Here is a 24301-nt window from a genome sequence, read left to right on the forward strand (position 1 = left end):
GTCCGCGTGGAAACGGAGTCGGCCCTGGTCGCCGAGCCTGAGGCCGCCGGACGGCGGGGACGGCACGCCGTACCGGAGAGGAGACGGCGCTCGCGGACGGGCAGGATGGGCAGGCCCGCCGCACTCGCGGCGGTCGCGGTCGTGCTGCTCGTGACCGGGGTGGCGGTACGGGCCGCCGCGCCCGCCCGGGACGTCGCCGCGGGGAACCGGGCGCTGCTCGACCGGGCGGGCACCACGCGCGTGGCCGGTGACGTCGGCAACGCACTGGCCAAGATCTTCACGTACTCGCCGGCCGAGATCGAGGCGACCGAGCTGGCCGCGCGGGACTCGCTGGAAGGGCGGGCGGCCGAGGAGTACACGCGGCTGATCGCCCAGATCCGGCGGGACGTGGTGACCCAGCAGGCCACACTCACCACCCGGGTGGTACGCGCCGGGGTCGTCGCCCTGACCGGGGACACCGCGCGGCTGCTGGTTTTCCTGGACCAGACGGCCACCCGCTCCGGCAAGTCCGCGGGACCGGCCGTGGCCGCCCAGCTCACCGTGAGCGCGCGCCTGCGGGACGACCGCTGGCGCATCACCGAGATCACCTCCAGCAAGGCGAAGCGATGACGAGCATCCAGGAAGTCACCGGAGAAACCACGGACCTGGAGTCCGGCCCGCCGGAGGAGACCGGGGCCGGGGAAGGGGCGGGGTGGGTTGCGCGCGTGGCGGTCGTGCTGTGCGCCCTCGCGGCCGCCGGGGCCGTCTGGGCCGGGTGGGCGTGGATCGGCGCGGCCGGCGACGACGGGCTGCGCTACTCCCGGCTGCGCGACGAGGTGGTGCGCGGCGGCTCGCAGGCCGTACAGAATCTGAACACCCTCAGCCACCGCACCGTCGAGCGCGACCTCGCGCTGTGGGAGGACTCCACGGCCGCGCAGCTGCACCAGCAGATCGTGCAGGGGCGGGCGGCGTTCACCGCCGAGATCGCCAAGGCGGGCACGGCCACCAGCGCGAAGGTCCTGGAGGCGGCGCTCACCGAGCTCGACGAGACCGCGGGGACCGCGCGGATCATCGCCGCGGTGCGGATCACCGTGGTCCCGCCCCAGGGTGAGCCGGTGGTCAAGAAGAGCCGCCTCGTGGGCGAGCTGACCCGCACCTCCGGCGGCTGGAAGCTCGCGGCCCTCACCCAGGCTCCGGACGGAACCACCTCATGACCAGCGACGACAAGGAGCCCCCCATGATCCGCGACCCCGAGCCGCAGCCCCAGCCCGGCGACAGCCTGGTGTACACGCCGCCGGTGGAGCCCGTTCCCGTGCTCGTGCCCGCGCAGCCGGGGCCGGTGGAGCCGCCGTTCCCGCCGCTGCCGCCCGTGGAGAAGGTCTCGTTCGCGGCGCGGGCCAGGCCGGTGCTGTCGGTCGCGGCGTCGGTCTGGCGGCGCGTGTCGGCACTGCTCATCTGGGTGGTGAAGGTGGCCGCCCGGCTGATCGCGGTGGTGCTGCTCCTGCACGCCGCGTTCTCGATCTTCAAGGCGAACGCGGCCAACACCTGGTACCAGGTCGTCGACGCGCTGGCCGGCACGCTGTCGCTGGGCCTGACGAGCCTGTTCGATCTGGCGGACGCCCGGTGGGAGGCGCTGGTCAACCACGGGCTGGCCGCCGCCGTGTGGCTGGTCGCCGGCTCGGTGGCGGCGGGCCTCCTGCGGCGGCTCACGCCATGAGCACGACCTGGGCCGCCGCCCGCTCACGCCGGTTGCCCGCCGTTCTGGCCCTCACGACCGTGCTCCTCGGCGGGGTGGCCGGGCTGGCCGCGACGAAAGCGCACGACCTCCGCGACACGACCACGACCCGGAACACGGCCATGACTGATCAAACCCGGACCGGCCAGGTCAAGAGCCAGATCATCGATGCGGTGAACACCGTCTTCTCCTACGACCACGCCGACGTCGCCAAGACCGAGCAGGCGGCCCGCGACCTGCTGACCGGCAAGGCCGTGGAGCAGTACCAGGGCATCTTCGGCCTGGTACGCGAGCAGGCGCTGCGCGACAAGCTGGTGCTGACGACCACGGTCACCGACAGCGGCGTGACGCTGCTGGAAGGCGACCGGGCGCGGCTGCTCATCTTCGCCGATCAGCACAGCACGACGGCGGAGCCGGGCAAGGCCTCCTACGCTCCGGCGATGTTCGCGGTGGGCGCGGTGCTCGAGGGCGACAGATGGAAGATCGAGAACATCGACACGTTCTGAGCAAGGCATGCGCCCTGGTACGGCTGCACGCTATCGTGATGCCCGGTAAGACGGGGGCAAACGCTTAGTAATCGTACATACGGGGTGAGTGACGCATGCGCGTCCGCATTCTCCGAGGCGACCGTGCCACCGCTGTGATCGCCGCAGTGGTGGCCGGTTGCCTCGTCGTCGTGGCGGCGGTGTTCGGCGTGGGCGTGTCGAGCGCCAATCCGAAGCTGGCCGACGTGGGCGCCTGGCTCTGGACCAAGGTCCGCGGGAAGATCGTCCATGTCAACGGCCTGTCCGGAGAGGTCGACGGATACCTCGACGACAAGGCGGGCCGGCCGCTGCGCATCGTGCAGGACGGCCAGACGGTTCTGCTCGTCGACGACCGCACCGGCGTCGTCAGCCGGATCGAGCCGAGCCAGCTCAGCGTGGCCCAGAGCCGCGACTTCGGCGCCGCCGGGATGCAGCTCGTGGTCACCGGCAAGTCCGCCTACGCGGTCAACCCCAAGGGAACGGTGCAGCGCATCGACCCGGCCACGCTGAACTCCCTCGGCGCCCCGCTCGAACTGCGGGGGCCGCTGGGCGCCGCGCGCATCGACGGCGGCGGCAAGCTGTGGGTCCCGGTGCCCGCCACGGGCGAGGTCGTCCCGGTCGCGGCCGGCGTCGCCGAGCAGGCGGTCAAGGCGGGCGAGCCCGGCGAGGAACTCGCCGTCACGATCGCCGGCGGCCTGCCGGTGATCGTCAACACCCGCGCCTCCACCGCCGTGGTGATCGGCTCGGACGGCGGCGCCGGAGAGATCCTGCTGCCCAAGGGCGTCGCCCAGTCGGCCAAGGGCGGCGCGCTCACCCCGCCGACGACCGAGGGTTCGCTGGTGCCGATCCTGGCGCCCGGCCCCGACGGGCTGCTCGTGGTCATCGACACCGCGTCCAACGCCGTCCAGACCACCAAGCTCGAGTCCGACGAACCCACCGCGCTCGGCGTGCCACAGGTGCTCGGCTCCAAGGTGTACGTCCCCGACAACGCCAGCGGCGGCCTCATCGTGTGGGACAGCGCGGCAGGCGGCCGGCCGACCACGATCCAGGTGGCCGAGCAGCCCGGCCCGATCGAGATGTTCGTCAAGGACGGCCTGCTGTGGGCCAACGACGAGAACGGCGACAAGGCCGTCGTCGTCGACCCCGAGGGCCGCAAGCACCCGGTCGACAAGGACGACAGCGACGTCCCCGGCCCGACCAACACGCCCAAGCCCAAGCAGACGCCGAAGCCCGAGCCCACCGCGTCCGGCCGCCAGCCCGACCCGACCAGGACGGCCGACCCGGAGCCCACGGAGACCGAGGAGCAGGAGCCGACGCACAAGCCCTCGAAGAAGCCCACCGAGGAGCCCGAGCAGACGCCCACCCCGACGCGCACGCCGACACCCACGCCGACGCCGACCCGCACGCCCACCCCGACGCCCACGCCGAGCCCGCCGACCAAACCCGGCTCGGTCAGCGCCAAGTCCGGGCCCGGGAAGATCGACATCACCTTCAGCCCGTCGACCGGCGGCAAGCCCGACCGCTACACCGTCCAGGTCAACGGCGGCGACGGGCGCGTGTCGCCGCAGTCGGTGGACGCGAACGGGCCGTTCCAGTTCGAGTTCAGCGGCGGGGACTGCAGCAAGGAGTACACCTTCACGGTCGTCGCCCACTGGAAGGGCGGGGAGGTACCGTCCGCGCCGAGCGCCGGGGTGAAGCCGTGCGTGGCGCCCGGCGCGCCGTCGAACTTCGCCGCCAAGGCCAAGAACCGCGGCGCCGACCTGAGCTGGAGCGCGCCGTCGAACGCCGGCGAGGGCACCACGTACGAGCTGTCCGGCGCCAAGTCGGACAGCTCCATCAGCGGCACCTCGTTCAACGTGGACGGGCTGGACAACAACAAGAAGTACGAGTTCAAGCTGAAGGCCAAGAACGCGGCGGGGGAGAGCCAGGAGGTGGCCAGCGCCACCGCCGACCTGGCCTATCCGCGTCAGGCCTACAAGAACGCCAACAACAACCAGACCAACACGCTCGTACGGCCGGGGCCGTCCAAGAGCGGGGAGGCCGGCACGATCCCGAAGGGCCAGTACATCAGCCTGACCGTGATCTGCCAGGTCAAGGGGGCCTCGGTCACGGAGTCCGAGACCAACGAGACCAGCGACGTCTGGAACCGCATCGAGTGGAACGGCGGTGTGGCCTACCTCAGCGTGACGCTGATGGACTCACCGCGTGGCGCCTTCCCGGCGGCGCCGTTGTTCGAATGCACGGACTGAGAAGGGGGACTCAGCTGTGAGCCACCACCACCTGGAAGAGACCGCGCAGCCGTACCAGCAGCAACAGCTCGCGGGACAGTTCGCCCAGCGCTTCCAGCTGCTCGCGGGCAACATCGAGCACGTCATCAGAGGCAAGCGCGAGGCGATCGAGCTGGCGCTGATCTGCCTGTTCGCCGAGGGGCACCTGCTCATCGAGGACGTGCCCGGCACCGGCAAGACCACGCTGGCCCGCTCGATCGCGGCCAGCGTGGACGCCGAGTGGCGGCGCATCCAGTTCACGCCCGACCTGCTGCCCAGCGACATCACCGGCGTGTCGATCTTCAACCAGGCGTACCAGAAGTTCGAGTTCCACAAGGGGCCGGTCTTCGCCAACATCGTGCTCGCCGACGAGATCAACCGGGCCTCGCCCAAGACCCAGTCGGCGCTGCTGGAGGTCATGGAGGAGCGGCGGGTCACCGTCGACTCCGAGCCGCACCAGGTGCCGCGGCCCTTCCTTGTGGTCGCCACGCAGAACCCCGTCGACATGGACGGCACCTACCCGCTACCCGAGGCGCAGCTCGACCGCTTCCTCATGCAGATCTCCGTCGGCTACCCCGACCACGCCTCCGAGGTCGAGGTGCTCAAGGGCGGGCCGTCCGGGCCCCAGGTCGAACGGCTGCCGGTCGTCGCCCGCGCCGCCGACGTGGCCGGAATGATCGACTTCGCGACCCGCATCCACGTGGCCGATCCGGTCTACGACTACATCGTGGCGCTGTGCGGGGCCACGCGGAACCATCCCGCGCTCCGGCTCGGGGCGAGCCCGCGAGGCAGCCTCGCGCTGCTGCGCGCCGCCCGGGTCAAGGCCGCCGCCGCGGGGCGGCACTTCGTGGTGCCCGAGGACGTGAAGGCGCTGGCCGTACCGGTGCTCGCGCATCGTCTGATCCGCACGCCCGACGCGGAGCTGCGCGAACTCACGGCGGGACAGGCGCTCGGCGAGATCCTCACCGGGATGCCGGTGCCGCAGGCGGTCTGAGATGCTGACACCGCTCGGGTGGGGGACGCTGGGCGGGTCCCTGATGCTGTACGCGGCCGGATTCCTGCTCGGCTACACCGAGCCCGTCGTCCTGGCCACCGGCGGGATGCTCGCGCTCGGCGTCGCGCTCGCCTGGACCGCCCCCAAGCCGCGGCTGGAGGTCAGCCGCGAGGTGACGCCGCTGAAGGTGCCGCGCGGCGACGCCGCCGTGGCCGTGCTCAACGTGCGCAACCTCGGCCGCTGGGCGCTGTCCGGCCTGCGCGCGCACGACCGCATCGGCGCCGCCGAGCACACCGTCGACCTGCCGCGCCTGCCCCGCCAGGGCACGCGCATGGTCTCCTACCCGCTGCCGACCTCCGTGCGCGGCGAGATCCCCGTCGGTCCCTTGCGGCTCGTGCGCGCCGACCCGCTCGGGCTCACCCGCAGAGTCCGCGAGTACGGCGCCGCCGCCACCCTCCTGGTCCGCCCGCGCACCGTGGCCCTGCCCGTGCCCCCGTCCGGACGCGCCCACCACCTTGAAGGCCCCACCAGCGACAACGCCCCCAGCGGCACCGCCACCTTCCACACCCTGCGCGAGTACGTGGTCGGCGACGACCTGCGCCACGTCCACTGGAAGTCCAGCGCGCGCACCGGGACGCTGATGGTCCGCCAGCTCATCGACGCCAGCCTGCCCACCACCACCGTCGTCCTGGACACCCGCGACCTGACCGAGCCCGCCGTCGACGCCGCCGCCTCCGCCGCCGTGGCCGCCGCCCGCGCGGGCTTTCCCGTACGGGTGCTGACCGGCGACGGACCGCTGGCCGAGACCAAGTCCGACGCCGAGATGCTGCTGGACCGGCTCGCCCTGGTCGCCTCCGGAACCTCCGGCGTCACCGAGGCGGTCCGGCTGGCGCGGGGCGGGGGCTCGCTGGTGGTCGTCACCGCCGATCCGGCGGAGGTCGGGAGGTGCGCCGGGGTACGGCGCCGCTTCGACCGCGTGATCTGCGTGTACCTGGGCCACGACCGACCGGCCACCCCCGGCGTCACCCTGGTCCCGATGTCCGACCTCAACGCCCTTACCCTGGCCTGGAGCGCCCGATGACCCCCACCTCGCGCTCCCCCCACCCCACTGGTGCGCCTCAGCACCCGGGCGTGCCCGGCCTGCCGGCAGACTCGTCCTATGGCCAGCCGTCGGCTCCCCCCGGCCAGCCCTCGGGCTCGCCCGGCCCCGGCCAGGACGCTGGGCTGTTCGGCGCGTCCCCGGCCGGTGTTTCCTCCGCTGGTTCTTTCCCGGCCGGTTCCCCGGTAGGTGGGTCGCCGGAGGGTGGCGGGCGGCGGCCGGTCGGTGCCGTGGGGGAGCGTGGTGTAGCCGGGGAGCCTGGTGCGGAGGCAGGCGGCCGGGCGCTCGGGTGGCGGCTGGTTGTGGCGCTGCTGCTGGTCGCGGGGCTGGCCGGGGTGGCCGGCTGGGGGTTCCATCGGGTCTTTCCCGCCCAGCCGCTGCTCCTGGCCCTGGCGCCCGCTGCCCTGGTGCCGCCGCTGATGGCGTTGCTCACCAGGAACCGGCCGCTCTGGCTGGCGCTGGCGCTCAACGTGGTCCTGTGGTTCGCGGCCACCGTCCCGCTCTACCAGGGCGTCGCGCCCGGGATGGTCAAGGACCTGGCCAACTCCTGGCAGGCCCTGCTCACCACCCTCCTGCCCGCCCAGCCGGAACCGCGCCTGCTCATCCTGGTCCACGCGGCCGTCTGGCTGGCCGCGATGGTCGGGGCCGAGACGGCGGTGCGGAGCGCGACCCGGGTCGCCGCCGCGCTGCCCGCGATGGCGGCGTTCGGGCTGGCCCTGCTGCTCGGCGTGGACGGCGACGGCTCGAACCTGCCCGTGGCCGCCGCGCTGGTCGTGCTCACGGCCGCGCTGGCCATGGTGCGCGACGACCGTCCCGCGCTCTGGCTGCTGGCGGGGCTGCCCGCGGCGGCGTTGCTGGCGGGCGCGGCGCTGGTCGCGGGGCAGCTGCTGCCCGTCGCGGCGGAGCCGTACAACCCCCGGCAGAACGCCGAACTGCCGCCCCCGGTCCGCGTCGACAGCGTCAGCCCTCTCGACCGTGTGTCCGCGTGGCTGCAGTTTCCCGACCGCCCCCTGTTCACCGTCAAGGCCGACAGGCCGGCCAACTGGCGGCTGGCCGTACTGGATCGCTATGACGGCGTGCGCTGGACGTCGGGCGCGCGCTTCCAGCCGACCGGCGGGCGGGTGCCCGCCGGTGAGTGGACGGGCGCGGCCGACATGGTACGGCAGAGCGTCACGATCGACGGCCTGCCCGGCGGCTGGCTGCCCGCGGCCGAGCGTCCCGCTGACGTCACCGGCGTGCCCGGCCTGGGCGTGGACCCGAGCAGCGGTGCGTTGCTGGTCTCGGCCAAGCCCTCCAAGGGGTTCACGTACCAGGTGAGCTCGCGGGTGCCCAGGCCGTCGAAGGATGACCTGGTCGGGGCGGTGCCGGTGCACGATCCGGAGCTGACCGCCTTCCCGGACGGGCCGCAGGAGGCGGAGTTCCGGAAGCTGGCGCAGCAGGCGACGAAGGGGGCGGACGCGCCGATCAAGCAGGCGTACCGGCTGCAGAAGTACCTGCGGACCACCGCGAGCAACGACCCGACGGCGCCGCCGGGGCACTCGCTGAAGGGGCTGGAGTTCTTCCTGGAGACCACGCATCGGGGGACGTCGGAGCAGTTCGCCTCGACGTTCGCGCTGATGGCCCGGACGCTGGGGCTGCCGACGCGGGTCGTGGTGGGCTTCCGGCCGGGGCAGCAGTCGAACGGCGTCTACAAGGTCATGTCCGGAGATGTCGTGGCATGGGCGGAGGTCAAGTTCGAGGGGCTGGGGTGGCTGCCCTTCTTCCCGACGCCCGGCAAGAGCGGCTCCAAGGACGACCACGACGTGGTGTCGTCGGCGATCGAGGAGAGCGAGCGGCTGGAGGGCGAGTTCACCCAGGGCGGGGTGAACAAGCCGAAGCCGTCGGCCAAGTCGTCCACGGGCGGCTCGCGCAGCACCGGCGAGGGGCCGCCGCTGTGGGTGATCATCCCGGCGGCCGGGGCGGGCTTGCTCACGATCTACGCGGTGGTGGCGATGACGCTGCCGTGGTGGCGGAGGCGTCGCAGACGTACGGCGGCCGGGGCCGAGGGACGGGTGCTCGGCGCGTGGGTCCAGTCGTGCGACGACCTGGGCCTCAAGGACGACAAGGCGCTGACGGCAGAGGAGGTGGTCTCCCGTCATCCCGAGGCCATCTCCCACCATCTACGGCCTCTCGCCGACATTTCCAACTTCGTCCGCTACGCCCCCTCTGGCAACACGGACGGCACGGACGGCACGGACAGCGCCGCCATCGCCGACCAGGCCGCCGACGAGGCGTGGCGCCGCAGCGACGCGGTCCGCGCCGAGGTCCGCCGCAGCACCCCCCTCAAACACCGCCTCCGCCGCCGCCTGCTCTTCCGCTGACCCCACCCCTCCACGACCCCTCCCCACCCACCACGACCGCTCCCACCCCCCGCTCCCCAACCCCATGGCCCCTCCCGTCACCTACACCCGATCTCCGAAACGCCTCCCACCATCCGTTCCCGGTCATCCTTCGGGAGAGCCACCCCGAGTGGCTCCTTCGCCGGGCATGCCTCTCAGGAGCGGCTGTTCCCGGGGAGCCCTCCTCCCGGGCGGGGTGCTCCGGGCCGTGGTGCTTCCCGGGGTGTGCCTTGGGGCGCGGGGTTCTCTCGCAGGCGCGTGGGCGGGCGTCCGAGAGGTGGTGGGGTCTGGGAGGATTTCGGGGTGCGAAGTGTTGAGGCGCAGCTGATTCACCGGCCGGACGGGCGGGGTGCCGGGGAAGTGGTGCGGCATCTGCTGGCCGTGCAGGCGCAGGATGTGGGGGCTGCTCAGCTGGCTCTGCGGGCGCGTTCCGCCACCGTCACCCGGGCCGAGATCGACGCGGCCGTGGAGCGGCGGGAGATCGTGCGGGCCTGGGGGCCGCGCGGGACGCTTCACTATGTTCATCGTGACGACCTGGCGTGGCTGCTCGCGCTGACCAGTCGCCGGACGGGGTCGCTGCTGCGGTTGTCCCAGGAGGGCGTGCATGGCGACGATCTGCTGCCGCTGATCGAGGGGGCGCTCCTCGGGCAAGGGCCGTTGACCAAGGCTGAGCTGGAAACGCGGCTGGGCGGGCGGGCGGCTGGGCAGGGCATCGTTCACCTTGTCGGGCTGGCCGCTTCTCAGGGGCTCGCGGTGCTCGGGCCTCTGCGTGGTGGCAAGCCCACGTACGTCCATGCTGCCGACTGGCTGGGCGGGCCGATCGTGTTCGAGTCCGATCGGGACAAGGCGCTGGCCGAGCTGGCCGTTCGGTATCGGCGCTCGCACCTTCCGGCCGAGCCTGAGGATCTGGCCGCTTGGGCGGGGGTGCCGCTGGGGGAGGCCCGGCTGGGGTGGAGGGCGGCTTCGGCTCCCGCTCCGGAGGAGACGGCCGAACGGGTGGTCAGGCTGCTGCCGGCTTTCGATGAGTTTCTGATGGGGTGGAAGTCCCGCGATCCGATCCTGGCGCCGGAGCACGCCCGCAAGGTCTTCCCCGGCGGCGGCATCCTGCGCCCGTCGGTGCTGGTGGACGGCAGGGTCCGCGGGACCTGGACGCGTAAGGGCAGTGCCGTGACGGTGGAGGCGTTCGACGAGGTGCCGCCGCTGGACGACGAGATCGCGGATGTCCGCCGCTTCCTGGCTTAGGTCGAAATATCGGGATAACCATGCGCGGCAGCCGCCCGCCGAAAGCGCTCAACCAGCTCGGGTCGTGAAATTTCCGGTACCCACACCGCTTCTGTGAAGCTCCACAACAAGTAGGGATGCGCTCCCATCCCGTAGAGCTCCCCGTAGTCCCGCCGGGCCAGCGCGGCACGCTCCTCGTCGGTCAGCGGGCCGCCTGCCCACTCCCGCACGTACGCCGCAGGGTCACCGGTGTACGCCGCCAGACGGTCAGGCGACATGTTGACCTCGCGCATGAACGCGTTGACCCCGTAGCGGCTCATGGCGCCCACTCGAAGAACGGCGAGGTGGCGAACCGCGAAACCGCCCCTTCGGCCGACAACGCGGGCTTTCCTCCGGCCACCCCCATCGCGACCAGGAAGTTCAGGAACTGGTGCGACACGTTCCCCGCCTCGGTCAGCCGCTCGTAGGTCAGCTCGCCCAGTGCCCCGTCCACATCGCCCGAGGCCACCCACTCCACCGCCCTCTCGTCGAACGCCCGCGACGGCGAGCCCGCGAAGTGCCGCGGCCCGCCCACCTCCGTGGCCAGATGCCCGCTGGCGATCACCGCCACCCGCCGGTCGACCGGCGAGTCCTCAAGCGCCTCCCGCAGCACCTCGCCCACCCGGAAGAACCGGGCCGCGGACGGCAGCGGCGGCGCCATGCAGTTGGTGAACACCGGCACCACCGGCACCTCCAGCTCCGGCGTCAGGTACAGCAGCGGCAGCAGCACGCTGTGGTCGGCGCGGAAGGCGTCGGAAGCGGCGAAGTCCACCCCGCGCTCGATCCCGCCGCCCAGCAGCTCCCGTCCCAGCTCCGCGTCCCCCGGCAGTTCCCGGTACGGCAGGCCGAACTCCCGCTCCTCGTTCCAGAACGTCGCCGGCACATGAGGCGCCTTGCCCACCAGGAAGGCGGGCATCGTGTCGTAGAACCACTGCGTCAGGTGGTCGGTCGCCACCACGACCACGGCATCCGGCTTCGCGGCGGCCAGCCGTACCCGCAACCGCTCGAAACCCGCGCGCGTCGCGGCCAGGTCGTCGCCCCGCGCCCGCCACAGCAGCGGGTTGTGCGTGGTGCCGTAGACGCCGACGATCTCAGCCAAGGCCGAACAGCTCCCTCGCGTTGTCCAGCATGATCCGTTGCCGCGAGGCGGGCTTGAAGTCGAGCGACTCGAACTCCGCCGCCCAGCGCTCGGGTCCCAGCACCGGCCAGTCGGTGCCGAACAGCACGCGCTTCGTGATCACGCTGTCGGCGTAGTGGACCACCTCGGCGGGCCAGTAGCGCGGCGCCCAGCCCGACAGGTCGAGGTAGTAGTTGGCCTTGTGCCAGCATGCGGCCAGGTTGTCCAGGTGCCACGGCCAGCCGGGGTGCGCGGCGATCACCGTCAGCTCGGGGAAGTCGGCGGCCACGTCGTCCAGGTAGGGGATCGGCCGGGTGTACTCCAGCTTGTAGCCCATGCCGCCGCGGGTGCCGGCGCCCGCGCCGAGGAAGCCCCCGTGGAACATGACCGGCAGCCCCAGCTCCGCGCAGACCTCCCAGATCGGATAGAAGCGCTCGTCGTTGGGGAAGAAGCGCTGGCGGCCGGGGTTGAGCTCGCCGACGCCCCTGATGCCGTACTCGCCGTGGCAGCGCCGGATCTCCCGTGCCGCGTCCGGCGACCACGGGTCGATGCCGCAGAACGCGATGAAGGTGTCGGCATGCTCGCTCTGCGCCCGGCCGAGCGCGTCGTTGAGCTCCGGCAGCCCGGCCGAGTTGACGATCACGGCCATCATGTCGCGCTCGCGGTAGAGATCGGCCTGGGCGGCGAACGAGATCGGGGTGCGCTCCTTGCCGAAGTGGGCGCCCATCTGGCCGCGGCGGTGTCCCATCGCGGCCAGGAACTCCTCGGTCTGCGGGTGGGTGTGCACGTCGATGGCTTTCACTGCAGCTCCGGTGCGGGTCTGGTGGCGGGACGCGGCAGCCGCCGCTCGTGCGTGGAGAAGCGGGTGCCCGGCCGGGTGGTCTCGTCGTCGATCAGGCCCAGGTGCAGCGCCTGCGGGTCCTGGACCAGGTCGGCGACGGTGTTCAGCGGCCCGTGCGGGATGTCGGCGGCGGTCAGGCGCTCGAACCACTCATCGCGCGGCCGCTTGGCGGTCTCGGCCCGCAACGTCTCCTCCAGCTCCGCGTAGTGGCGGAAACGCAGCTCACGGGTGGCGAAGCGGGGATCGTCCGCCAGATCGGGACGCTCCAGAACCTTGAGCAGCCCGAGCCAGAACTTCTCCGGCACCGACAGATGGATCACGAACGGCAGGCCCTCCGCGCTCACGCACCCGTACGCCTGCGCCCGCGCCGCCCTGGTCGAAGGCCCGGCGACCGTGCCCGTCTCCAGGTAGGTGGCGATCGGCTCGGTCAGGAAGTCGGTCAGCGCCCCGAGCATGGACACCTCCACACGGCGGCCCGCGCCGGAGGCCGAGCGCGCGTGCAGCGCCGCCAGGATGCCCTGGACCGCCGACATGCCCGACAGAAGATCCGAGAACGCCGGCCCGGCCGGGCGCGGATCGTCCAACGGCACCAGATGCCCGTACATGCCGCCGATCGCCGAGATGATCGTGTCGTACGCGGGGCGCCTCGCGTACGGCCCGCTCGGCCCGAACCCGGTGATCGAGCAGTACACCAGCCGCGGCTCCCGCACCTTCATGACCGGCCAGCCGAAGCCCAGCCGGTCGGCCACCCCGGGCCGGAAGTTCTCGATCAGCACGTCCGCGCCGGAGGCCAGCTCCAGCAGCGCCGCCAGCCCGTCCGGGTCCTTCAGATCGAGCGTCATCGAGCGCTTGCCCCGGTTGTAGGCGGCGAACTGCGGACTGTACGGCCGGCCTCCGCCACCCTGCCAGCGCCGCATCGGGTCGCCGCCCGGCGGCTCCACCTTGGTCACCTCCGCGCCGAGGTCGGCCAGCAGCTTCCCCGCGTACGGCGCGGAGATGTACTGGCCCGCCTCGATCACGCGCAACCCGTTCAGGGGCATGTCGGCTCCTCCTTCGTCACGAGCATCACCTTGCCGAGTTCGTCACGAGCGTCATGTCGCCGGGTCCGGCACGAGCATCACCTTGCCGAGATGGTCGCGCCGGCCCGCCATGGCGAAGGCCGCGCCGACCTCCTCCAGCGGCAGTTCCGCCGCCACCGGCGGCCTGACCAGGCCGCGGGCCACCAGGTCCAGGCCGTCGCTGACGTCGGCGTAGTCCGCGGCGGCGCAGCCGTACAGGGTGACCCGGCGGGTGTAGAAGGCGCGGGTGTCGATCGCGACGGCCGAGTCCGGCAGCGCCGCGGCCACGACCACCGCGCCCGCCCACGCCACGCACCGCAGCGCCGCCGAGATCAGCTCGCCGCTGCCCGTCGCGTCCAGCACGAGCGCGGGCGACCGGCCGTCGAGCGCCTTCTCCAGCGCCTCGCCGGCGCCCTCGCGCGGGTAGGTGACCACCTCGCTCGCGCCGAGGCCGGGCAGCTCGCCGATCGGCTCGCCCTCCAGGGCGCCCGCGGTCACCTCGGCGCCCAGCGCCGCCGCCACCTGCACCGCCGCGCAGCCGAGCGCCCCGGTGGCCCCGGTCACCAGCACCTTCCGCGGGACGCCCCGGCCGGAGCGGCGGATCATGTGCAGCGCGATCGGCACGCTGTGCACCGCCGCCGCGGCCCTCGGGAACGGCAGCGGCCCCACGTCGAAGGCCACGCGGGAGGGGACCGCCACGTACGCGGCGGCGCCGCCGTCACGGTGGACGCCGACGACCGTCTGGGCCGGGCAGTCGGCCTCGCAGCCGGCCGTACACGCGCCGCATCCGCCGCACGGGACGTTCGGCTTGACCGCGACGCGCGCCCCCACGCGGTCGGGCACGCCCGGCCCGCAGGCGACGACGACGCCCGCCGGGTCGAGCCCGATCGTGCGGGGGAGCAGCACGCCGGGGCCGAGCGGCGCGCCCGCCATGACCTGGCGTTCGAGCTGGTTCACCCCGACCGCGCGCACCTCGATCAGCACCTCGCCCGGCCCCGGCTCCGGCACCGGTACGTCGGCGACGCGCAGCCGCGAGCCGTCCCAGCGCGCCGCCCTCATGGGCGCTTGGCCACGCCGAGCGCGTCCTGCGCGCGGGTGAGCTGGCCGAGATGGGTGAACGACGCGAACGGCGCCGGCGGCAGCTTCAGCACGGCGAGCAACTCCTCGAAGCCCTTCGGGTTCAGCCCCATGTCGTCGTCGTAGAGCAGCGGGCCGTTGGCGTAGACCTCGGGCTCCTCCTCCAGCGGCGTCACGGTGAAGCCCTTGGCCCGCATCAGCTTCTGCACGTACGCCTGCTGGGCGGGGTCCTTGTAGACCTTGATGCCCTTGATCGTCGCCCGGATGAAGCGGGCGGTGGTGTTCGGGTTGCGGTCCACGAAGTCCTTGAGCGCGGTCAGGCTGTCGTTGGGCCACTCCTTCATCACGTCCAGCACCATGCGGCCCTGCACCAGCTTCTTGTGCCGGGGGAAGATCACGGTCATCGCCAGCTTGCCCTGCTTGAACTGTTCCACCCAGGCGTTCGAGCCGCCCGGCAGGTTCACGGGCTTCACCGCCACGCCCGTCAGGTCGAAACCGGCCTCCTTGAGCAGTTGTGTCCGCACGTCGTACTCGATCGTGCCGGGGTTGGCGCCCAGCAGCACCGGCTTGCCCGCCAGGTCCTGAGGCTTGGCGATCTCCGGCCGCACCACCACGACGAACGGCTCGCGGTTGCGGTACCCGGCCACGATCCGCAGTCCGGTGCCCGCAGTCGCCGCCGCGACCACGTCGGGCGAGGCCTCGGCGCCGAAGTCGAGGCTCCCGCCGACCAGGCCCTCCCTGATCGACTGCACCTCCACCCGCTCGACCGTCAGCCCCTCCTCCTTGTAGAAGCCCTTGTCGAGGGCGATCTCGACGGGGGCGTTGGTGTCCAGGTTCGGCAGCCGCATGCCGATCTTCAGGGCGGTCTTCTCCGGCGCGCCGATGGGTCCGGTCGCGGCGGGCGCGGGGGTCCGCGGCGCGTTGCCGCCACATCCGGCGATCAGGAGTACGGCCAGCGGCACGATCAGACGTTTCATGACACTCCTTCGGCGTACCAGGGAGCGGCGATCCGGCGAGCGAGGCTCACCAGCGCCATCAACACGTTGGCGATGACGACCAGCAGAAGCGTGAGCGCCAGCGCGGATGCCAGGTCGAAGTCGGCCGACCTGCGGAAGATCAGGTAACCGAGCCCCTGGCTGCCCCCGATGAACTCGCCGACCACGATGCCGACCATGGCCCTGGCCACGCCCATGCGGATCCCGGTGAGGATCAGCGGGAGCGCCGCCCAGAGCTGCACCTTGAGGAACACCTGGACACGGCCGGCGCCGTACACCCGGGCCGCCCGCACCAGCGAGGGATCCACGCCCCTGATGCCGTCCATGGTGTTGATCGCGATCGGGAAGACCGCCATGAGAAAGATGATGAGGATCTTGGGCGCCGCCCCGAACCCGAGCCACAGCACGAGCAAGGGCTGGAAGGCGATCCTCGGCATCGCGTAGGCCGTCCAGAACGGCGGCCCGGCCACATCGCTGACCAGCCGCGACGACCCGAGCGCCAGCCCGCACGGCACGCCGACGACCACCGCCAGCAGGAACCCGGCCACCGCGTTCTGCGTGCTGAACCAGGCGTGCTCCGGCAGCGAGCCGTCGGCCAGCATCCCGGTGAACGCCGTCCAGATCGCGCTGGGCGGCGGCACGAACGACGGGCTGGCCAGCTTGAGCCCGCTGATCGCCAGCTCCCACAGCGCGAACAGCGCCGCCACCTCCAGGACGACCGCCCACCTCTTGAGGTCACGCATGGTTCCTCCACCCGCCGGCCCGGCGTTCGGCCAGGTCGAGCAGCCGTACCAGCACCACCGACAGCACGACGTAGACGGCGATGGCGGCGAACGCCTCGCCGGTCCTGAACCGCGCGGTGGCGTTGACGATGATCGACCCGACGCCGCTGGGTGAGCCCACCATCTCGCCGACCAGCAGGCCGATCATCGACGTGGGCACCGCCAGCCGCAGCCCCCCGATCACGTACGGCACCGCCCACGGCAGCCGGATCTTCAGGTAGACCGCCATCCGGCCCGCGCCGAACACCCGGGCCGCCCTGATCAGCGACGGGCTGGTCTGCGCCGCGCCGGTCGCGGTGTTGAGCGCCACCGGGATCATCGTGCTGAGGAAGACCAGGACGACGATCGGCCCGTCGCCGTAGTCGAGCCAGGCGGTGAGCGTGGGCTGGAGCGCGATGAGCGGCGTCGCCCACAGGGACCAGAGCAGCGGCATGAGCAGCCGGTTGGCCCACGGCAGGCTCCCGGTCACGAGCCCGGTGACCACTCCGGCGGCGGCGCCGAGACTGTATCCCATCAGCCAGCTTCTGGCGCTGGTGCCGAGGTGGCCGGCCAGTTCGCCGCTGGACACGAGCGTGGCCAGCGCGCCCGCCACGTCGCCGGGAGAGGGGAAGAAGACGCGGTTGACCAGTTCGAGCTCGACGACGGCCACGTGCCAGAGCGCCACGAAGACCACCAGGTCGGCCAGGGCGATGAGCGGGGTGCGGTATTTCCACGGGCGGCGGGCCGTACCGGATGGGCGGACTCGCAGGGGTTTGGCGGGGGCGGTGCGCGCGGTCATTCCGCGGCCCCGCGGGCCGCGGCCACGGCGTCGGACTCCAGCGACTTCCACAGCTGGTCGCGCAGCCCGTCGCGGTTGCCCGGCGTCACGGTGACGATCTCCTTGATGGTCCCCGGGTGCGAGCTGAACACCGCGATCCGGTCGCCGAGCTGGACGGCCTCGTCGATGCTGTGCGTGATGAAGACGACGGTCTTGCCGGTGGCGTCGATGATGCGCTTGAGCTCGGCCCGCATGACCTCGCGGGTCAGCGCGTCGACCGCGCCGAGCGGTTCGTCCATGAGCAGGATGCGCGGATCGGCGACCAGCGACCTGGCCAGCCCGGCGCGCTGCTGCATGCCGCCGGACAGTTCGCGCGGGTAGGAGTTCTCGAATCCGGACAGGCCCACGAGGCGGATGGCCTCGGCGATCCGGTCGGCGGCGCCCTCCTTCAGCCGGGGCTGCATCTCCAGCCCGAATCGGACGTTGTCGGCGACGGTGCGCCAGGGCAGCAGCGCGTAGTCCTGGAAGACCACGGCCCGGTCGGGACCCGGCGCGGTGACCGGGCGGCCGCCGGCCAGGATCGTGCCGGTCGTCGGGGTGAGCAGGCCCGCCACGCAGTTGAGGACCGTGGTCTTGCCGCAGCCGCTGGGCCCGAGGACGGTCAGGAACTCGCCTTCCATGACGTCGAGGTCGACGTCCTGCACGGCGATCAGCCGGTTGCCCGTCCTGGCGACGTGGTACCGGACGGACAGGTCGCGGATCTGGATGATCGGATCGGTCGCCATAAACGGCTCCGTACTCCCAGGGGAACGAGATGGCTACATTATTCATGGCCTTAAATCACGGTCAACCCCCCTCTCTCGGACGTTTCTCAGAGAGTGTTGACAAGATTGGATACGAAATCCAGGCTGTGGGCATGCGCACAGAAGAAGTGAGCTGGTACAGCGAAGGCGACCGGATCAGCGCCCTGTGGCGTACTCCCGACGAGGGGGCGGGGCCGTACCGCGCCATCGTCCAGGGCCCCGGCTGGCTGGGGCTCAAGGACGCGAAACTCTACGTCCGCTACCACGAGGCACTGACCGCGGCGGGCTTCGCCGTGCTGGTCTTCGACTACCGGGGCTTCGGCGGCTCCGAGGGTGACCGGTCGATCCTGTCGCCCGCCCGGCAGCTGCAGGACCTGCGCTCCGCCGTCACCTACCTGACCGGCCGCGACGACGTGGTGCCCGACGGCATCGGCGTCTTCGGCAGCGGCGGCACCGGCGGCGGCAACGCCGTGCTGCTGGCCGCCGCCGATCGGCGGGTCCGGGCCGCGGTCAGCCAGTTGCCCGTCGCCGACGGGGCCGACTGGCTGCACCGGATGCGCAGCGAGTACGAGTGGCTGGAGTTCCTGGCCGACGTCGAGTCCGACCGCCTCGACCGCGTACGCACCGGCAAGGGCCGCTTCGTCCATCCCCGCGAGGAGATCATGGTCCCGACCAAGGAACGGCGGGCCACGACCGTCAAGGCCGACGTGGACGAGCGCGTCCCGACCCAGGTGGCGTTCGCGCCCGCGGTGGAGGAGATCCTCGCCTACCGGCCCGCGGCGGCCACGGTGCACACCCCGCTGCTGGTCATCGGCATCGAGAACGACGCCACCACACCCACCGACCATGCCGAGAAGATCTACGCCGCCGCCCGCGGCCCCCGCGAGCTGATCATGCAGCGGCACACCACCCACTACGCCGCCTACGACCGCTACTGGACCGAGGTGACCCCGAGGGTCGTCGCCTGGTTCGACCGCCACCTCGGACCCGCCCACCTGGTGGTCTCCACCCCCGAGGGCGACGCGCGGATCGAGGCGCCCGCATGATGAGGATCGCCGGAGGAACGGTCGTCACCCCCGCCGGCCGCCTCGACGCCGACGTGCTCGTGTCCGGCGGCAAGATCGCCGGGCTGGTCTCCCGGGAGGTGGAGGCCGGAGACCAGGTGGTCGACGCCACCGGCAAGCTCGTCCTGCCCGGGATGGTCGACGTGCACGTCCACACCCGCGAACCCGGCTTCACCCACAAGGAGGACATTCTCACCACCACCCGCCAGGCCGCGGCCGGAGGCGTGACGACGATCTTCGGGATGCCCAACCTCGACCCGCCCACCACCACCGTCGAGACGCTGCGGGACGTCCTGGCCCGGTACGCGGCGACCTCGATCGTGGACTACAACCACAACCCCGCCGCAACCCTGGCCGACCAGGTCCCCAAGATGGCCGAGATGGGAATCAGGGCCTACAAGGTGTACATGGTCGTCGACACCGGCCGCACCTACCCGCACCCCGCCGGAACCGGCATGCACGACCACGGCGACCTGCTGCGCATGATGGACACCATCGCCGCCACCGGCAAACGCTTCATCGTCCACCCGCATGACCAGGCGCTCATGGACTACATCGAGGGCCGCTACCTGGGCCGCGGCGAGAACACCCCGCAGGCCTACGCCCAGGCGTACGCCGAGCGCGAAGGCGTCATCTGGGACACCGCCATCGACGTCGTCCTCCGCCTGGCCGAGGCCAGCGGCTGCCCCGTCCACCTGGCCCACATGCAGACCCGCCGCTCCGTCGAGGCCGTCCGCCGGGCCAAGGCCCGCGGCGTGGACGTGACGTGCGAGGTCAACCATTGGATGCCGTTCCTGTCCCGGTGGGAGCACGTCGAGCGGCTCGGGCCGTACGCGCTGTCGTACTGGGTGCCCGACGACGCCCGCGAGGCGGTGTGGGAAGGCATGCGCGACGGGACCATCGACATCGCCGCCTCCGACCACGCGCCGCACACGCGGGAGGAGAAGGAGATCGGCTGGACCCGCATGTGGAGCTCCCACACCGGAACCCCCGGCATCCAGTACTTCTACCCCCTCCTCCTGGACGCCGCCCTCTCGGGCCGGATCACCCTGGAACGCGTGGTCGACATGGCAGCCGAGACTCCCGCCCGCACGTTCGGCCTCCCCATGAAGGGGGCCCTGCTCCCCGGCCGCGACGCCGACATCGTGATCGCCGACCCTGACGCGCCGTGGACCATCACCGACGCGGACGTCCTGTCCAGGGTTGGCTGGACACCCTATGCGGGGGTGACGTGCGGCGTCCGCATCGACCGCACCTTCGTCCGCGGAGTCGAGGTGTACGGCGAAGGCCACGTCGTCGGCCCTCCCGGCCACGGCCAACAAGCCTGACCCACTCCCACCTCACCTGCACCACCTCACCTCCACCACCCCTCTCGCGCCGCCTCCCCGTGCCCGCCACCGCTTCCACCTCCTCGACTGCTGCCCTTCTCACCGCCCAGCCTGCGCCGCCCAGCCCCGTGCCCGCCGCCTTCCCGCCCTGCTCACCGCCTCCACCTCGTCCTTTCCGCCCACCGCCGCCCCGCTGTCCGGGCACTCTCTGTCCCGGTCGCCGACCCGCCGGCCCTGGCACATCCGACCCGCCGGAAGCCCCGCAGGACCCCGGATGCCAGGGAGCCCGGAGTTCCGGGGAGCCCGGAGTTTCGGGGCTCGGAGGGTTGAGGGGCTGGGAGAGCGGGGGCGGTAGCCGTACCTCATGGATTTAAGGAGATTTGTCGTGAAATTCGGCCTCTTGCTCCCCCATTTTGGTGAGTTCGCCTCCCGTGACCGGTTGCTCCGTGGCTCGCAGCGGGCGGAGGAACTGGGGTTCGACTCCGTCTGGGTGCGTGACCACCTGGTCTTCGAGCCGCACGGCGAGATGGAGTCGCCCAACCGGGAGTTCTACGACGCGCTCACCACGTTGACCGCCATCGGGGCGGTGACCTCGCGCATCCAGCTCGGCACCGGCTCGCTGATCCCCTTCCGCCACCCGCTGACCACCGCGCTGCAGCTCGGCACCATGACCCAGCTCGTCGGCGACCGGCTCATCCTGGGGTTCGGGGCGGGCACCTTCCAGCACGAGTTCGACGCGATCGGCTGGGGCGACAGGGACCGCGTCTCGCTGGTCCGCTCCAACGCCGAGATCCTGCGCAAGGTCGCCGTCGAGAACGACGTCAGCTACTCCGACGACAACTTCACCTTCACCGGCGTCAGCATCGAGCCCAAGCCCGTCGGCGGCCCCGTCCCCTTCTGGTACTGCGGCGCCACCCCCCGCAGCGCCCGCCTGGCCGCCGAGTGGGCCGACGGCTGGATGCCCGGCCGCATCTCGCTGGCCACCATCCGCCGCCGCGTCGAGAGCATGCGCGAGATCTGCGAGGAGAACGGCAGGAAGCTGCCGACCGTGGCCGTCATCCCGCCCACCTCCGTCGCCGCGACCAGGGAGGAGGCGCTGCGCGACGTCAACGTCCCGGGCCTGCTGGCCTGGGCGAACAAGGCCAAGTTCGCGGTCAGGCCGCCCTCGGGCCGGTTCGAGACGGTCGAGGACCTCGAAGGCCAGCTCATCGTCGGCGATCCGGGGGAGATCGTGGACGAGGTGAAGAAGTTCGAGGCCTCCGGGGTGGAGCACCTCGTCTTCGACTTCCGCTTCTCCTTCCCGCGCTGGTTCGAGGTGATCGACCTGCTCGGGACCGAGGTACTGCCCAGACTCCGGTAGTGTCCCGCATGGCGGGACACCTGTGCTTGGATTGGATCCGATAACCGGATCCCCGGGAGAGGCGTGAGCGTGGAGACCGCGACCAAGCCCTCGTTCGACGATGTCGTCGGCCGTATGTCCGCTGGATACAAAACGGTCGGACAGATGGCCTACGACGTCATCCGCGAGTGCATCATCACCGGCGTGCTGGCACCCGGCGAGCACCTGCGCCAGGAGGAGCTCGCCGAGCGACTCGGCGTCTCGCGCATCCCGGTGCGCACCGCGCTCATGCAACTGGAGTCCGAGGGGCTGGTCTCCTTCCACCCCCACCGCGGCGCCGTGGTGCGTACCCTCACCGTCGAGCAGGTCCGCGAGATCTACGAGCTGCGCGTCCTGCTGGAGTCGCACGCCCTTCGCAAGTCCATCGCCAGGATGACCTCCGCCAGGGCGGCCCGGCTGCGCGAGCTCGGCACCGCCCTCGACGAGCCCCACGTCAGCAGCTCGCTGGCCGAGGAACGGGCCGCCTTCTACCGGGAGCTGTACGACGCGGGCGAGAACCCCGTCGCCGTCGGCATCATCGAGGACCTGCGCAACTCCGTCGGCCGCTACCTCCTCGGCCTGCGCGTCGGCCACGACCAGGGCGGTCACCGCCACCTCGCCACCCTGGCGGCCCGCGGCGACGTCGACGCCGCCGTGGCCCACCTGCACGAGCACCTGGAGATCGTCTCCCGCCGCATCATCGAGGTGCTGTCGGAGGAGGCGGAGACCGCGGCCCCCGCCAAACCCCGCCGCCGCCAGGCCAAATAGGCCGCGGCGCGGTAGAGGGCCGCGCGGCCGATCCACCAGGGCCGGCGCGTGGGAACTCCAGGTACGTCCAGGTTCCGTGTCGCGGGACCCGGGGTTGATCGGGGCGGGTGGCGGTGGGCAGGGTGGGCCATGTCCCACGTTCAGTCGGTCTCGAAAGCCGCGTGTGTCCTGCGCACGCTGGCCGGCACCCAGCGCCCGTTGTCGGTGCGCGAACTCGCCGGCCGTACCGGAATCCCGCGCAGCACGGTGCACGCGCTGTGCACCACGATGTGCCGCGAAGGCCTGGTGGAGGCCGAGCCGGGAGAGGGCTACCGGCTGGGAACGCTGGGACGGCGGCTCACTCCGAGGTAGACGCGGCGGCGTTGGGTGCGGCGGCGTCGTTGGGCTGGAGGCCGCCCGGCCGGGCGCCGCGGATGCACGTCGGCTTGGACCAGGCGACGCTGGTCTTCTGCGAGAACTGCAGGGGTACGCCGACCAGGAAGCAGTAGCCGACGCCCTTGGTGAGGCCGGTCACGCGGGTGGACGTCGTGCCGGCGGGCAGCGGGATGAGGGGCTCGTCGTCGGAAGGTTCGCGCTGGACCACGATCGGGTACTCGCGCGCGCCGCCGGGCAGGCGCCAGGTCAGCGTGACCGACACGCCCAGGTCTCTCCCCACCTTGAGCACGCGCGGCCGGAGCGCGTCGATGGACTCGCGGTCGACGGTGGGCTTGCTCGGCTGCTTCAGCTGCGTACGGCCGGCCGTGGGCACCGTGCCGGTCGGGCGCTGCGACAGGTAGACGGCCACTCCGGTACCGGCCAGGGCCACCGCCGCCACGGTCACCCCGATCACGATCTTGCCGCGCCCGGAGGAACCGCCGTCCTTCCTCCGCCGGCCACCGGGCGCCCCCGGGCCGCCTCCCTCATGCTGCTGAGGCAGGGGGGCCTGGGCGTTCAGGGGCAGCTCGCCCTGAGGCGCCCATGGGCTCGTGGCCTGACCGGTGGCGGGCCGGGTTTCGGGGCGGGTCCCGGAGGGGGCCGGGCCGGCCTGAGGGGCCCACGGGCTGACCGGGGCAACGGAGCCGGTCGCCGGATAGGTGGAGCCCGGCGCCCAAGGGCTGGGACTGGCGGGCGGGTACGCGGGGGCCTGGCCGGGGCCGTTCAGGTCGGCCGGGGCGGTCGCCGGGTACGTGGCCGGGTGGGTCTGCGGGCCGGACGAAACGTCGGGCCGCGGCGCCGGGGAAGGGCCGGGGTCGGCGCCGAGCAGGTCGGTGACCGGCAGCCCGAGCTCCGCCTGGATCTGCCGCAGCCGCTCGGCGAACTCGCGGGCCGTGCCGTACCGCTGCTGAGGGTCCTTGGCCATCGCGCGCAGGACCGTGGAGAAGACCACGGCGGGCACGTCGGCGCGGTCGATGGGCGGCGGGTCGCTGCTCAGGACGCGGTACATCAGCGGCGCGATCGACGGGTCGGTCGGGCTGTGGAAGGCGGGCTGGCCGGCCAGCAGGTGGTAGAGGGTGGAGCCGAGCGAGTAGATGTCGGTGGCGGCGGTGTGCTGGTGGCCGCTCAGGACCTCGGGCGCGGCGTGCAGCGGGGTGAACGCGTGGGTCGAGGCGGACACCTCGGCGGTGTCGATGACGCGGGCGACCCCGAAGTCGGCGATGGCGGGCTCGCCGTACCGGGAGATGAGGATGTTCTGCGGTTTGATGTCGCCGTGCAGAACCCCGGCCTCGTGGACGGCGGCCAGCGCCCCGGCGAGCTTGACTCCCGAGCGCAGCACCTCCTGCAGGGGGAGCGGCCCGTTGTTGCGGATGCGGTCGCGCAGGGAACCGTTCTCGAAGAAGTCCATCGCGATGTACGGCTTGCCGGACCGCGTGGTGCCGGTGTCGAAGACGGTCACCACGTTGGGGTGGCCGGTGAGGCGGCCGGTGAGCTGGAGCTCGCGCTGGAACCTGCGCATCGTCTTGCCGTCGACCCGGTCCACGGACAGCACTTTCAGCGCCACGACCCGGTCGAGACGCTCCTGGTAGGCCCGGTAGACGATGGCGAATCCGCCCTGACCGGCCTGATCGAGCACTCGATAGCCGGGGGCGTCCTCGACGTGCTGCACAGTGCTTCCCCCCT

The 24301-nt window shown here is 72.1% G+C and carries 24 protein-coding genes; 14 read left to right on the top strand and 10 right to left on the bottom strand.

Features of this window, described 5'->3' with window-relative positions; all coding sequences use genetic code 11:
• The first annotated feature begins 6 nt into the window (after positions 1 to 6).
• The 9 genes from ACIBI5_RS04285 (at position 7) to ACIBI5_RS04325 (ending at position 10218) form a co-directional block, all read left to right on the top strand.
• A complete protein-coding gene (locus ACIBI5_RS04285) occupies positions 7 to 609 on the top strand; it encodes a hypothetical protein (protein ID WP_397243016.1) in 603 nt (200 codons plus the stop codon).
• Entirely contained in the window at positions 606 to 1193 is a 588-nt protein-coding gene (locus tag ACIBI5_RS04290; protein WP_397243018.1) for a hypothetical protein, read from the top strand. The genes ACIBI5_RS04285 and ACIBI5_RS04290 overlap by 4 nt, the downstream gene beginning before the upstream one ends.
• On the top strand, positions 1190 to 1696 hold the full coding sequence (locus ACIBI5_RS04295) for a hypothetical protein (RefSeq protein WP_397243020.1): 507 nt from the start codon (positions 1190 to 1192) through the stop codon (positions 1694 to 1696). The genes ACIBI5_RS04290 and ACIBI5_RS04295 overlap by 4 nt, the downstream gene beginning before the upstream one ends.
• On the top strand, positions 1693 to 2220 hold the full coding sequence (locus tag ACIBI5_RS04300; protein ID WP_397243021.1) for a hypothetical protein: 528 nt from the start codon (positions 1693 to 1695) through the stop codon (positions 2218 to 2220). Before ACIBI5_RS04295 ends, ACIBI5_RS04300 begins: the two co-directional genes overlap by 4 nt.
• Positions 2221 to 2315: 95 nt before the next feature.
• Positions 2316 to 4487: a fibronectin type III domain-containing protein gene (locus ACIBI5_RS04305; protein WP_397243023.1), complete on the top strand. Its 2172-nt coding sequence runs from the start codon at positions 2316 to 2318 to the stop codon at positions 4485 to 4487.
• Positions 4488 to 4503: 16 nt separating this feature from the next.
• Positions 4504 to 5499 carry an AAA family ATPase gene (locus ACIBI5_RS04310; protein ID WP_397243025.1) on the top strand — a complete coding sequence of 332 codons (996 nt, stop codon included), beginning with the start codon at positions 4504 to 4506 and terminating at the stop codon, positions 5497 to 5499.
• 1 nt (position 5500) lies between these two features.
• A complete protein-coding gene (locus tag ACIBI5_RS04315) occupies positions 5501 to 6580 on the top strand; it encodes a DUF58 domain-containing protein (protein ID WP_397243027.1) in 1080 nt (359 codons plus the stop codon).
• A gap of 320 nt (positions 6581 to 6900) precedes the next feature.
• Complete coding sequence (locus tag ACIBI5_RS04320) at positions 6901 to 8958, top strand: DUF3488 and transglutaminase-like domain-containing protein (RefSeq protein ID WP_397243029.1); 2058 nt, start codon at positions 6901 to 6903, stop codon at positions 8956 to 8958.
• 321 nt (positions 8959 to 9279) lie between these two features.
• Positions 9280 to 10218, top strand: a complete 939-nt coding sequence (locus tag ACIBI5_RS04325) for a winged helix DNA-binding domain-containing protein (RefSeq protein WP_397243031.1) — start codon at positions 9280 to 9282, stop codon at positions 10216 to 10218.
• On the opposite strand, the gene ACIBI5_RS04330 is transcribed toward ACIBI5_RS04325, so the two are convergent.
• Genes ACIBI5_RS04330 through ACIBI5_RS04370 form a run of 9 tightly spaced genes read right to left on the bottom strand, consistent with a single transcriptional unit; the run spans position 10215 to position 17648 of the window.
• On the bottom strand, positions 10215 to 10517 hold the full coding sequence (locus ACIBI5_RS04330; protein ID WP_397243033.1) for a hypothetical protein: 303 nt from the start codon (positions 10515 to 10517) through the stop codon (positions 10215 to 10217). The genes ACIBI5_RS04325 and ACIBI5_RS04330 overlap by 4 nt on opposite strands.
• Entirely contained in the window at positions 10514 to 11335 is an 822-nt protein-coding gene (locus ACIBI5_RS04335; protein WP_397243035.1) for an extradiol ring-cleavage dioxygenase, read from the bottom strand. The genes ACIBI5_RS04330 and ACIBI5_RS04335 overlap by 4 nt, the downstream gene beginning before the upstream one ends.
• Positions 11328 to 12155, bottom strand: a complete 828-nt coding sequence (locus ACIBI5_RS04340) for an amidohydrolase family protein (protein ID WP_397243037.1) — start codon at positions 12153 to 12155, stop codon at positions 11328 to 11330. Before ACIBI5_RS04340 ends, ACIBI5_RS04335 begins: the two co-directional genes overlap by 8 nt.
• Positions 12152 to 13234 carry a CaiB/BaiF CoA transferase family protein gene (locus ACIBI5_RS04345; RefSeq protein WP_397243039.1) on the bottom strand — a complete coding sequence of 361 codons (1083 nt, stop codon included), beginning with the start codon at positions 13232 to 13234 and terminating at the stop codon, positions 12152 to 12154. Before ACIBI5_RS04345 ends, ACIBI5_RS04340 begins: the two co-directional genes overlap by 4 nt.
• 51 nt (positions 13235 to 13285) lie before the next feature.
• A complete protein-coding gene (locus ACIBI5_RS04350) occupies positions 13286 to 14311 on the bottom strand; it encodes a zinc-binding dehydrogenase (RefSeq protein ID WP_397243041.1) in 1026 nt (341 codons plus the stop codon).
• On the bottom strand, positions 14308 to 15306 hold the full coding sequence (locus tag ACIBI5_RS04355; protein ID WP_397243043.1) for an ABC transporter substrate-binding protein: 999 nt from the start codon (positions 15304 to 15306) through the stop codon (positions 14308 to 14310). Before ACIBI5_RS04355 ends, ACIBI5_RS04350 begins: the two co-directional genes overlap by 4 nt.
• Positions 15303 to 16067 carry an ABC transporter permease gene (locus ACIBI5_RS04360; protein WP_397243045.1) on the bottom strand — a complete coding sequence of 255 codons (765 nt, stop codon included), beginning with the start codon at positions 16065 to 16067 and terminating at the stop codon, positions 15303 to 15305. Before ACIBI5_RS04360 ends, ACIBI5_RS04355 begins: the two co-directional genes overlap by 4 nt.
• The gene (locus ACIBI5_RS04365) at positions 16060 to 16884 is read right to left on the bottom strand and encodes an ABC transporter permease (protein WP_397243047.1); all 825 of its coding nucleotides are present in this window, start codon (positions 16882 to 16884) and stop codon (positions 16060 to 16062) included. The genes ACIBI5_RS04360 and ACIBI5_RS04365 overlap by 8 nt, the downstream gene beginning before the upstream one ends.
• Entirely contained in the window at positions 16881 to 17648 is a 768-nt protein-coding gene (locus ACIBI5_RS04370) for an ABC transporter ATP-binding protein (RefSeq protein WP_397243049.1), read from the bottom strand. The genes ACIBI5_RS04365 and ACIBI5_RS04370 overlap by 4 nt, the downstream gene beginning before the upstream one ends.
• 131 nt (positions 17649 to 17779) lie before the next feature.
• Between ACIBI5_RS04370 and ACIBI5_RS04375 the strand changes: the two genes are divergently transcribed.
• The 5 genes from ACIBI5_RS04375 to ACIBI5_RS04395 all read left to right on the top strand — a co-directional run bounded on the left by ACIBI5_RS04375 (position 17780) and on the right by ACIBI5_RS04395 (position 22555).
• Positions 17780 to 18712 carry an alpha/beta hydrolase gene (locus ACIBI5_RS04375; RefSeq protein WP_397243051.1) on the top strand — a complete coding sequence of 311 codons (933 nt, stop codon included), beginning with the start codon at positions 17780 to 17782 and terminating at the stop codon, positions 18710 to 18712.
• Complete coding sequence (locus tag ACIBI5_RS04380; protein ID WP_397243053.1) at positions 18709 to 20058, top strand: dihydroorotase family protein; 1350 nt, start codon at positions 18709 to 18711, stop codon at positions 20056 to 20058. The genes ACIBI5_RS04375 and ACIBI5_RS04380 overlap by 4 nt, the downstream gene beginning before the upstream one ends.
• A gap of 385 nt (positions 20059 to 20443) precedes the next feature.
• Positions 20444 to 21418 carry an LLM class flavin-dependent oxidoreductase gene (locus ACIBI5_RS04385; RefSeq protein WP_397243055.1) on the top strand — a complete coding sequence of 325 codons (975 nt, stop codon included), beginning with the start codon at positions 20444 to 20446 and terminating at the stop codon, positions 21416 to 21418.
• Positions 21419 to 21481: 63 nt separating this feature from the next.
• Complete coding sequence (locus ACIBI5_RS04390) at positions 21482 to 22204, top strand: GntR family transcriptional regulator (RefSeq protein ID WP_397097313.1); 723 nt, start codon at positions 21482 to 21484, stop codon at positions 22202 to 22204.
• A gap of 129 nt (positions 22205 to 22333) precedes the next feature.
• Positions 22334 to 22555 (top strand): helix-turn-helix domain-containing protein, encoded by a 222-nt coding sequence (locus ACIBI5_RS04395; RefSeq protein WP_397243057.1) that lies wholly within the window; start codon positions 22334 to 22336, stop codon positions 22553 to 22555.
• Here ACIBI5_RS04395 and ACIBI5_RS04400 read toward each other — a convergent pair.
• Entirely contained in the window at positions 22542 to 24287 is a 1746-nt protein-coding gene (locus tag ACIBI5_RS04400; protein WP_397243059.1) for a protein kinase, read from the bottom strand. The genes ACIBI5_RS04395 and ACIBI5_RS04400 overlap by 14 nt on opposite strands.
• Between the last annotated feature and the right edge of the window lie 14 nt (positions 24288 to 24301).

It is taken from the genome of Nonomuraea sp. NPDC050540 (assembly GCF_044457485.1).
In the GTDB taxonomy this organism is placed as follows: domain Bacteria; phylum Actinomycetota; class Actinomycetes; order Streptosporangiales; family Streptosporangiaceae; genus Nonomuraea.

Bases quoted from the DNA above. Each gene is read 5' to 3' on its own strand.
- ACIBI5_RS04305 (WP_397243023.1), top strand. From the start codon at position 2,316: ATGCGCGTCCGCATTCTCCGAGGCGACCGTGCCACCGCTGTGATCGCC.
- ACIBI5_RS04295 (WP_397243020.1), top strand. From the start codon at position 1,190: ATGACCAGCGACGACAAGGAGCCCCCCATGATCCGCGACCCCGAGCCG.
- ACIBI5_RS04290 (WP_397243018.1), top strand. From the start codon at position 606: ATGACGAGCATCCAGGAAGTCACCGGAGAAACCACGGACCTGGAGTCC.
- ACIBI5_RS04345 (WP_397243039.1), bottom strand. From the start codon at position 13,234: ATGCCCCTGAACGGGTTGCGCGTGATCGAGGCGGGCCAGTACATCTCC.
- ACIBI5_RS04395 (WP_397243057.1), top strand. From the start codon at position 22,334: ATGTCCCACGTTCAGTCGGTCTCGAAAGCCGCGTGTGTCCTGCGCACG.
- ACIBI5_RS04315 (WP_397243027.1), top strand. From the start codon at position 5,501: ATGCTGACACCGCTCGGGTGGGGGACGCTGGGCGGGTCCCTGATGCTG.
- ACIBI5_RS04375 (WP_397243051.1), top strand. From the start codon at position 17,780: ATGCGCACAGAAGAAGTGAGCTGGTACAGCGAAGGCGACCGGATCAGC.
- ACIBI5_RS04355 (WP_397243043.1), bottom strand. From the start codon at position 15,306: ATGAAACGTCTGATCGTGCCGCTGGCCGTACTCCTGATCGCCGGATGT.
- ACIBI5_RS04365 (WP_397243047.1), bottom strand. From the start codon at position 16,884: ATGACCGCGCGCACCGCCCCCGCCAAACCCCTGCGAGTCCGCCCATCC.
- ACIBI5_RS04350 (WP_397243041.1), bottom strand. From the start codon at position 14,311: ATGAGGGCGGCGCGCTGGGACGGCTCGCGGCTGCGCGTCGCCGACGTA.
- ACIBI5_RS04370 (WP_397243049.1), bottom strand. From the start codon at position 17,648: ATGGCGACCGATCCGATCATCCAGATCCGCGACCTGTCCGTCCGGTAC.
- ACIBI5_RS04380 (WP_397243053.1), top strand. From the start codon at position 18,709: ATGATGAGGATCGCCGGAGGAACGGTCGTCACCCCCGCCGGCCGCCTC.
- ACIBI5_RS04300 (WP_397243021.1), top strand. From the start codon at position 1,693: ATGAGCACGACCTGGGCCGCCGCCCGCTCACGCCGGTTGCCCGCCGTT.
- ACIBI5_RS04330 (WP_397243033.1), bottom strand. From the start codon at position 10,517: ATGAGCCGCTACGGGGTCAACGCGTTCATGCGCGAGGTCAACATGTCG.
- ACIBI5_RS04360 (WP_397243045.1), bottom strand. From the start codon at position 16,067: ATGCGTGACCTCAAGAGGTGGGCGGTCGTCCTGGAGGTGGCGGCGCTG.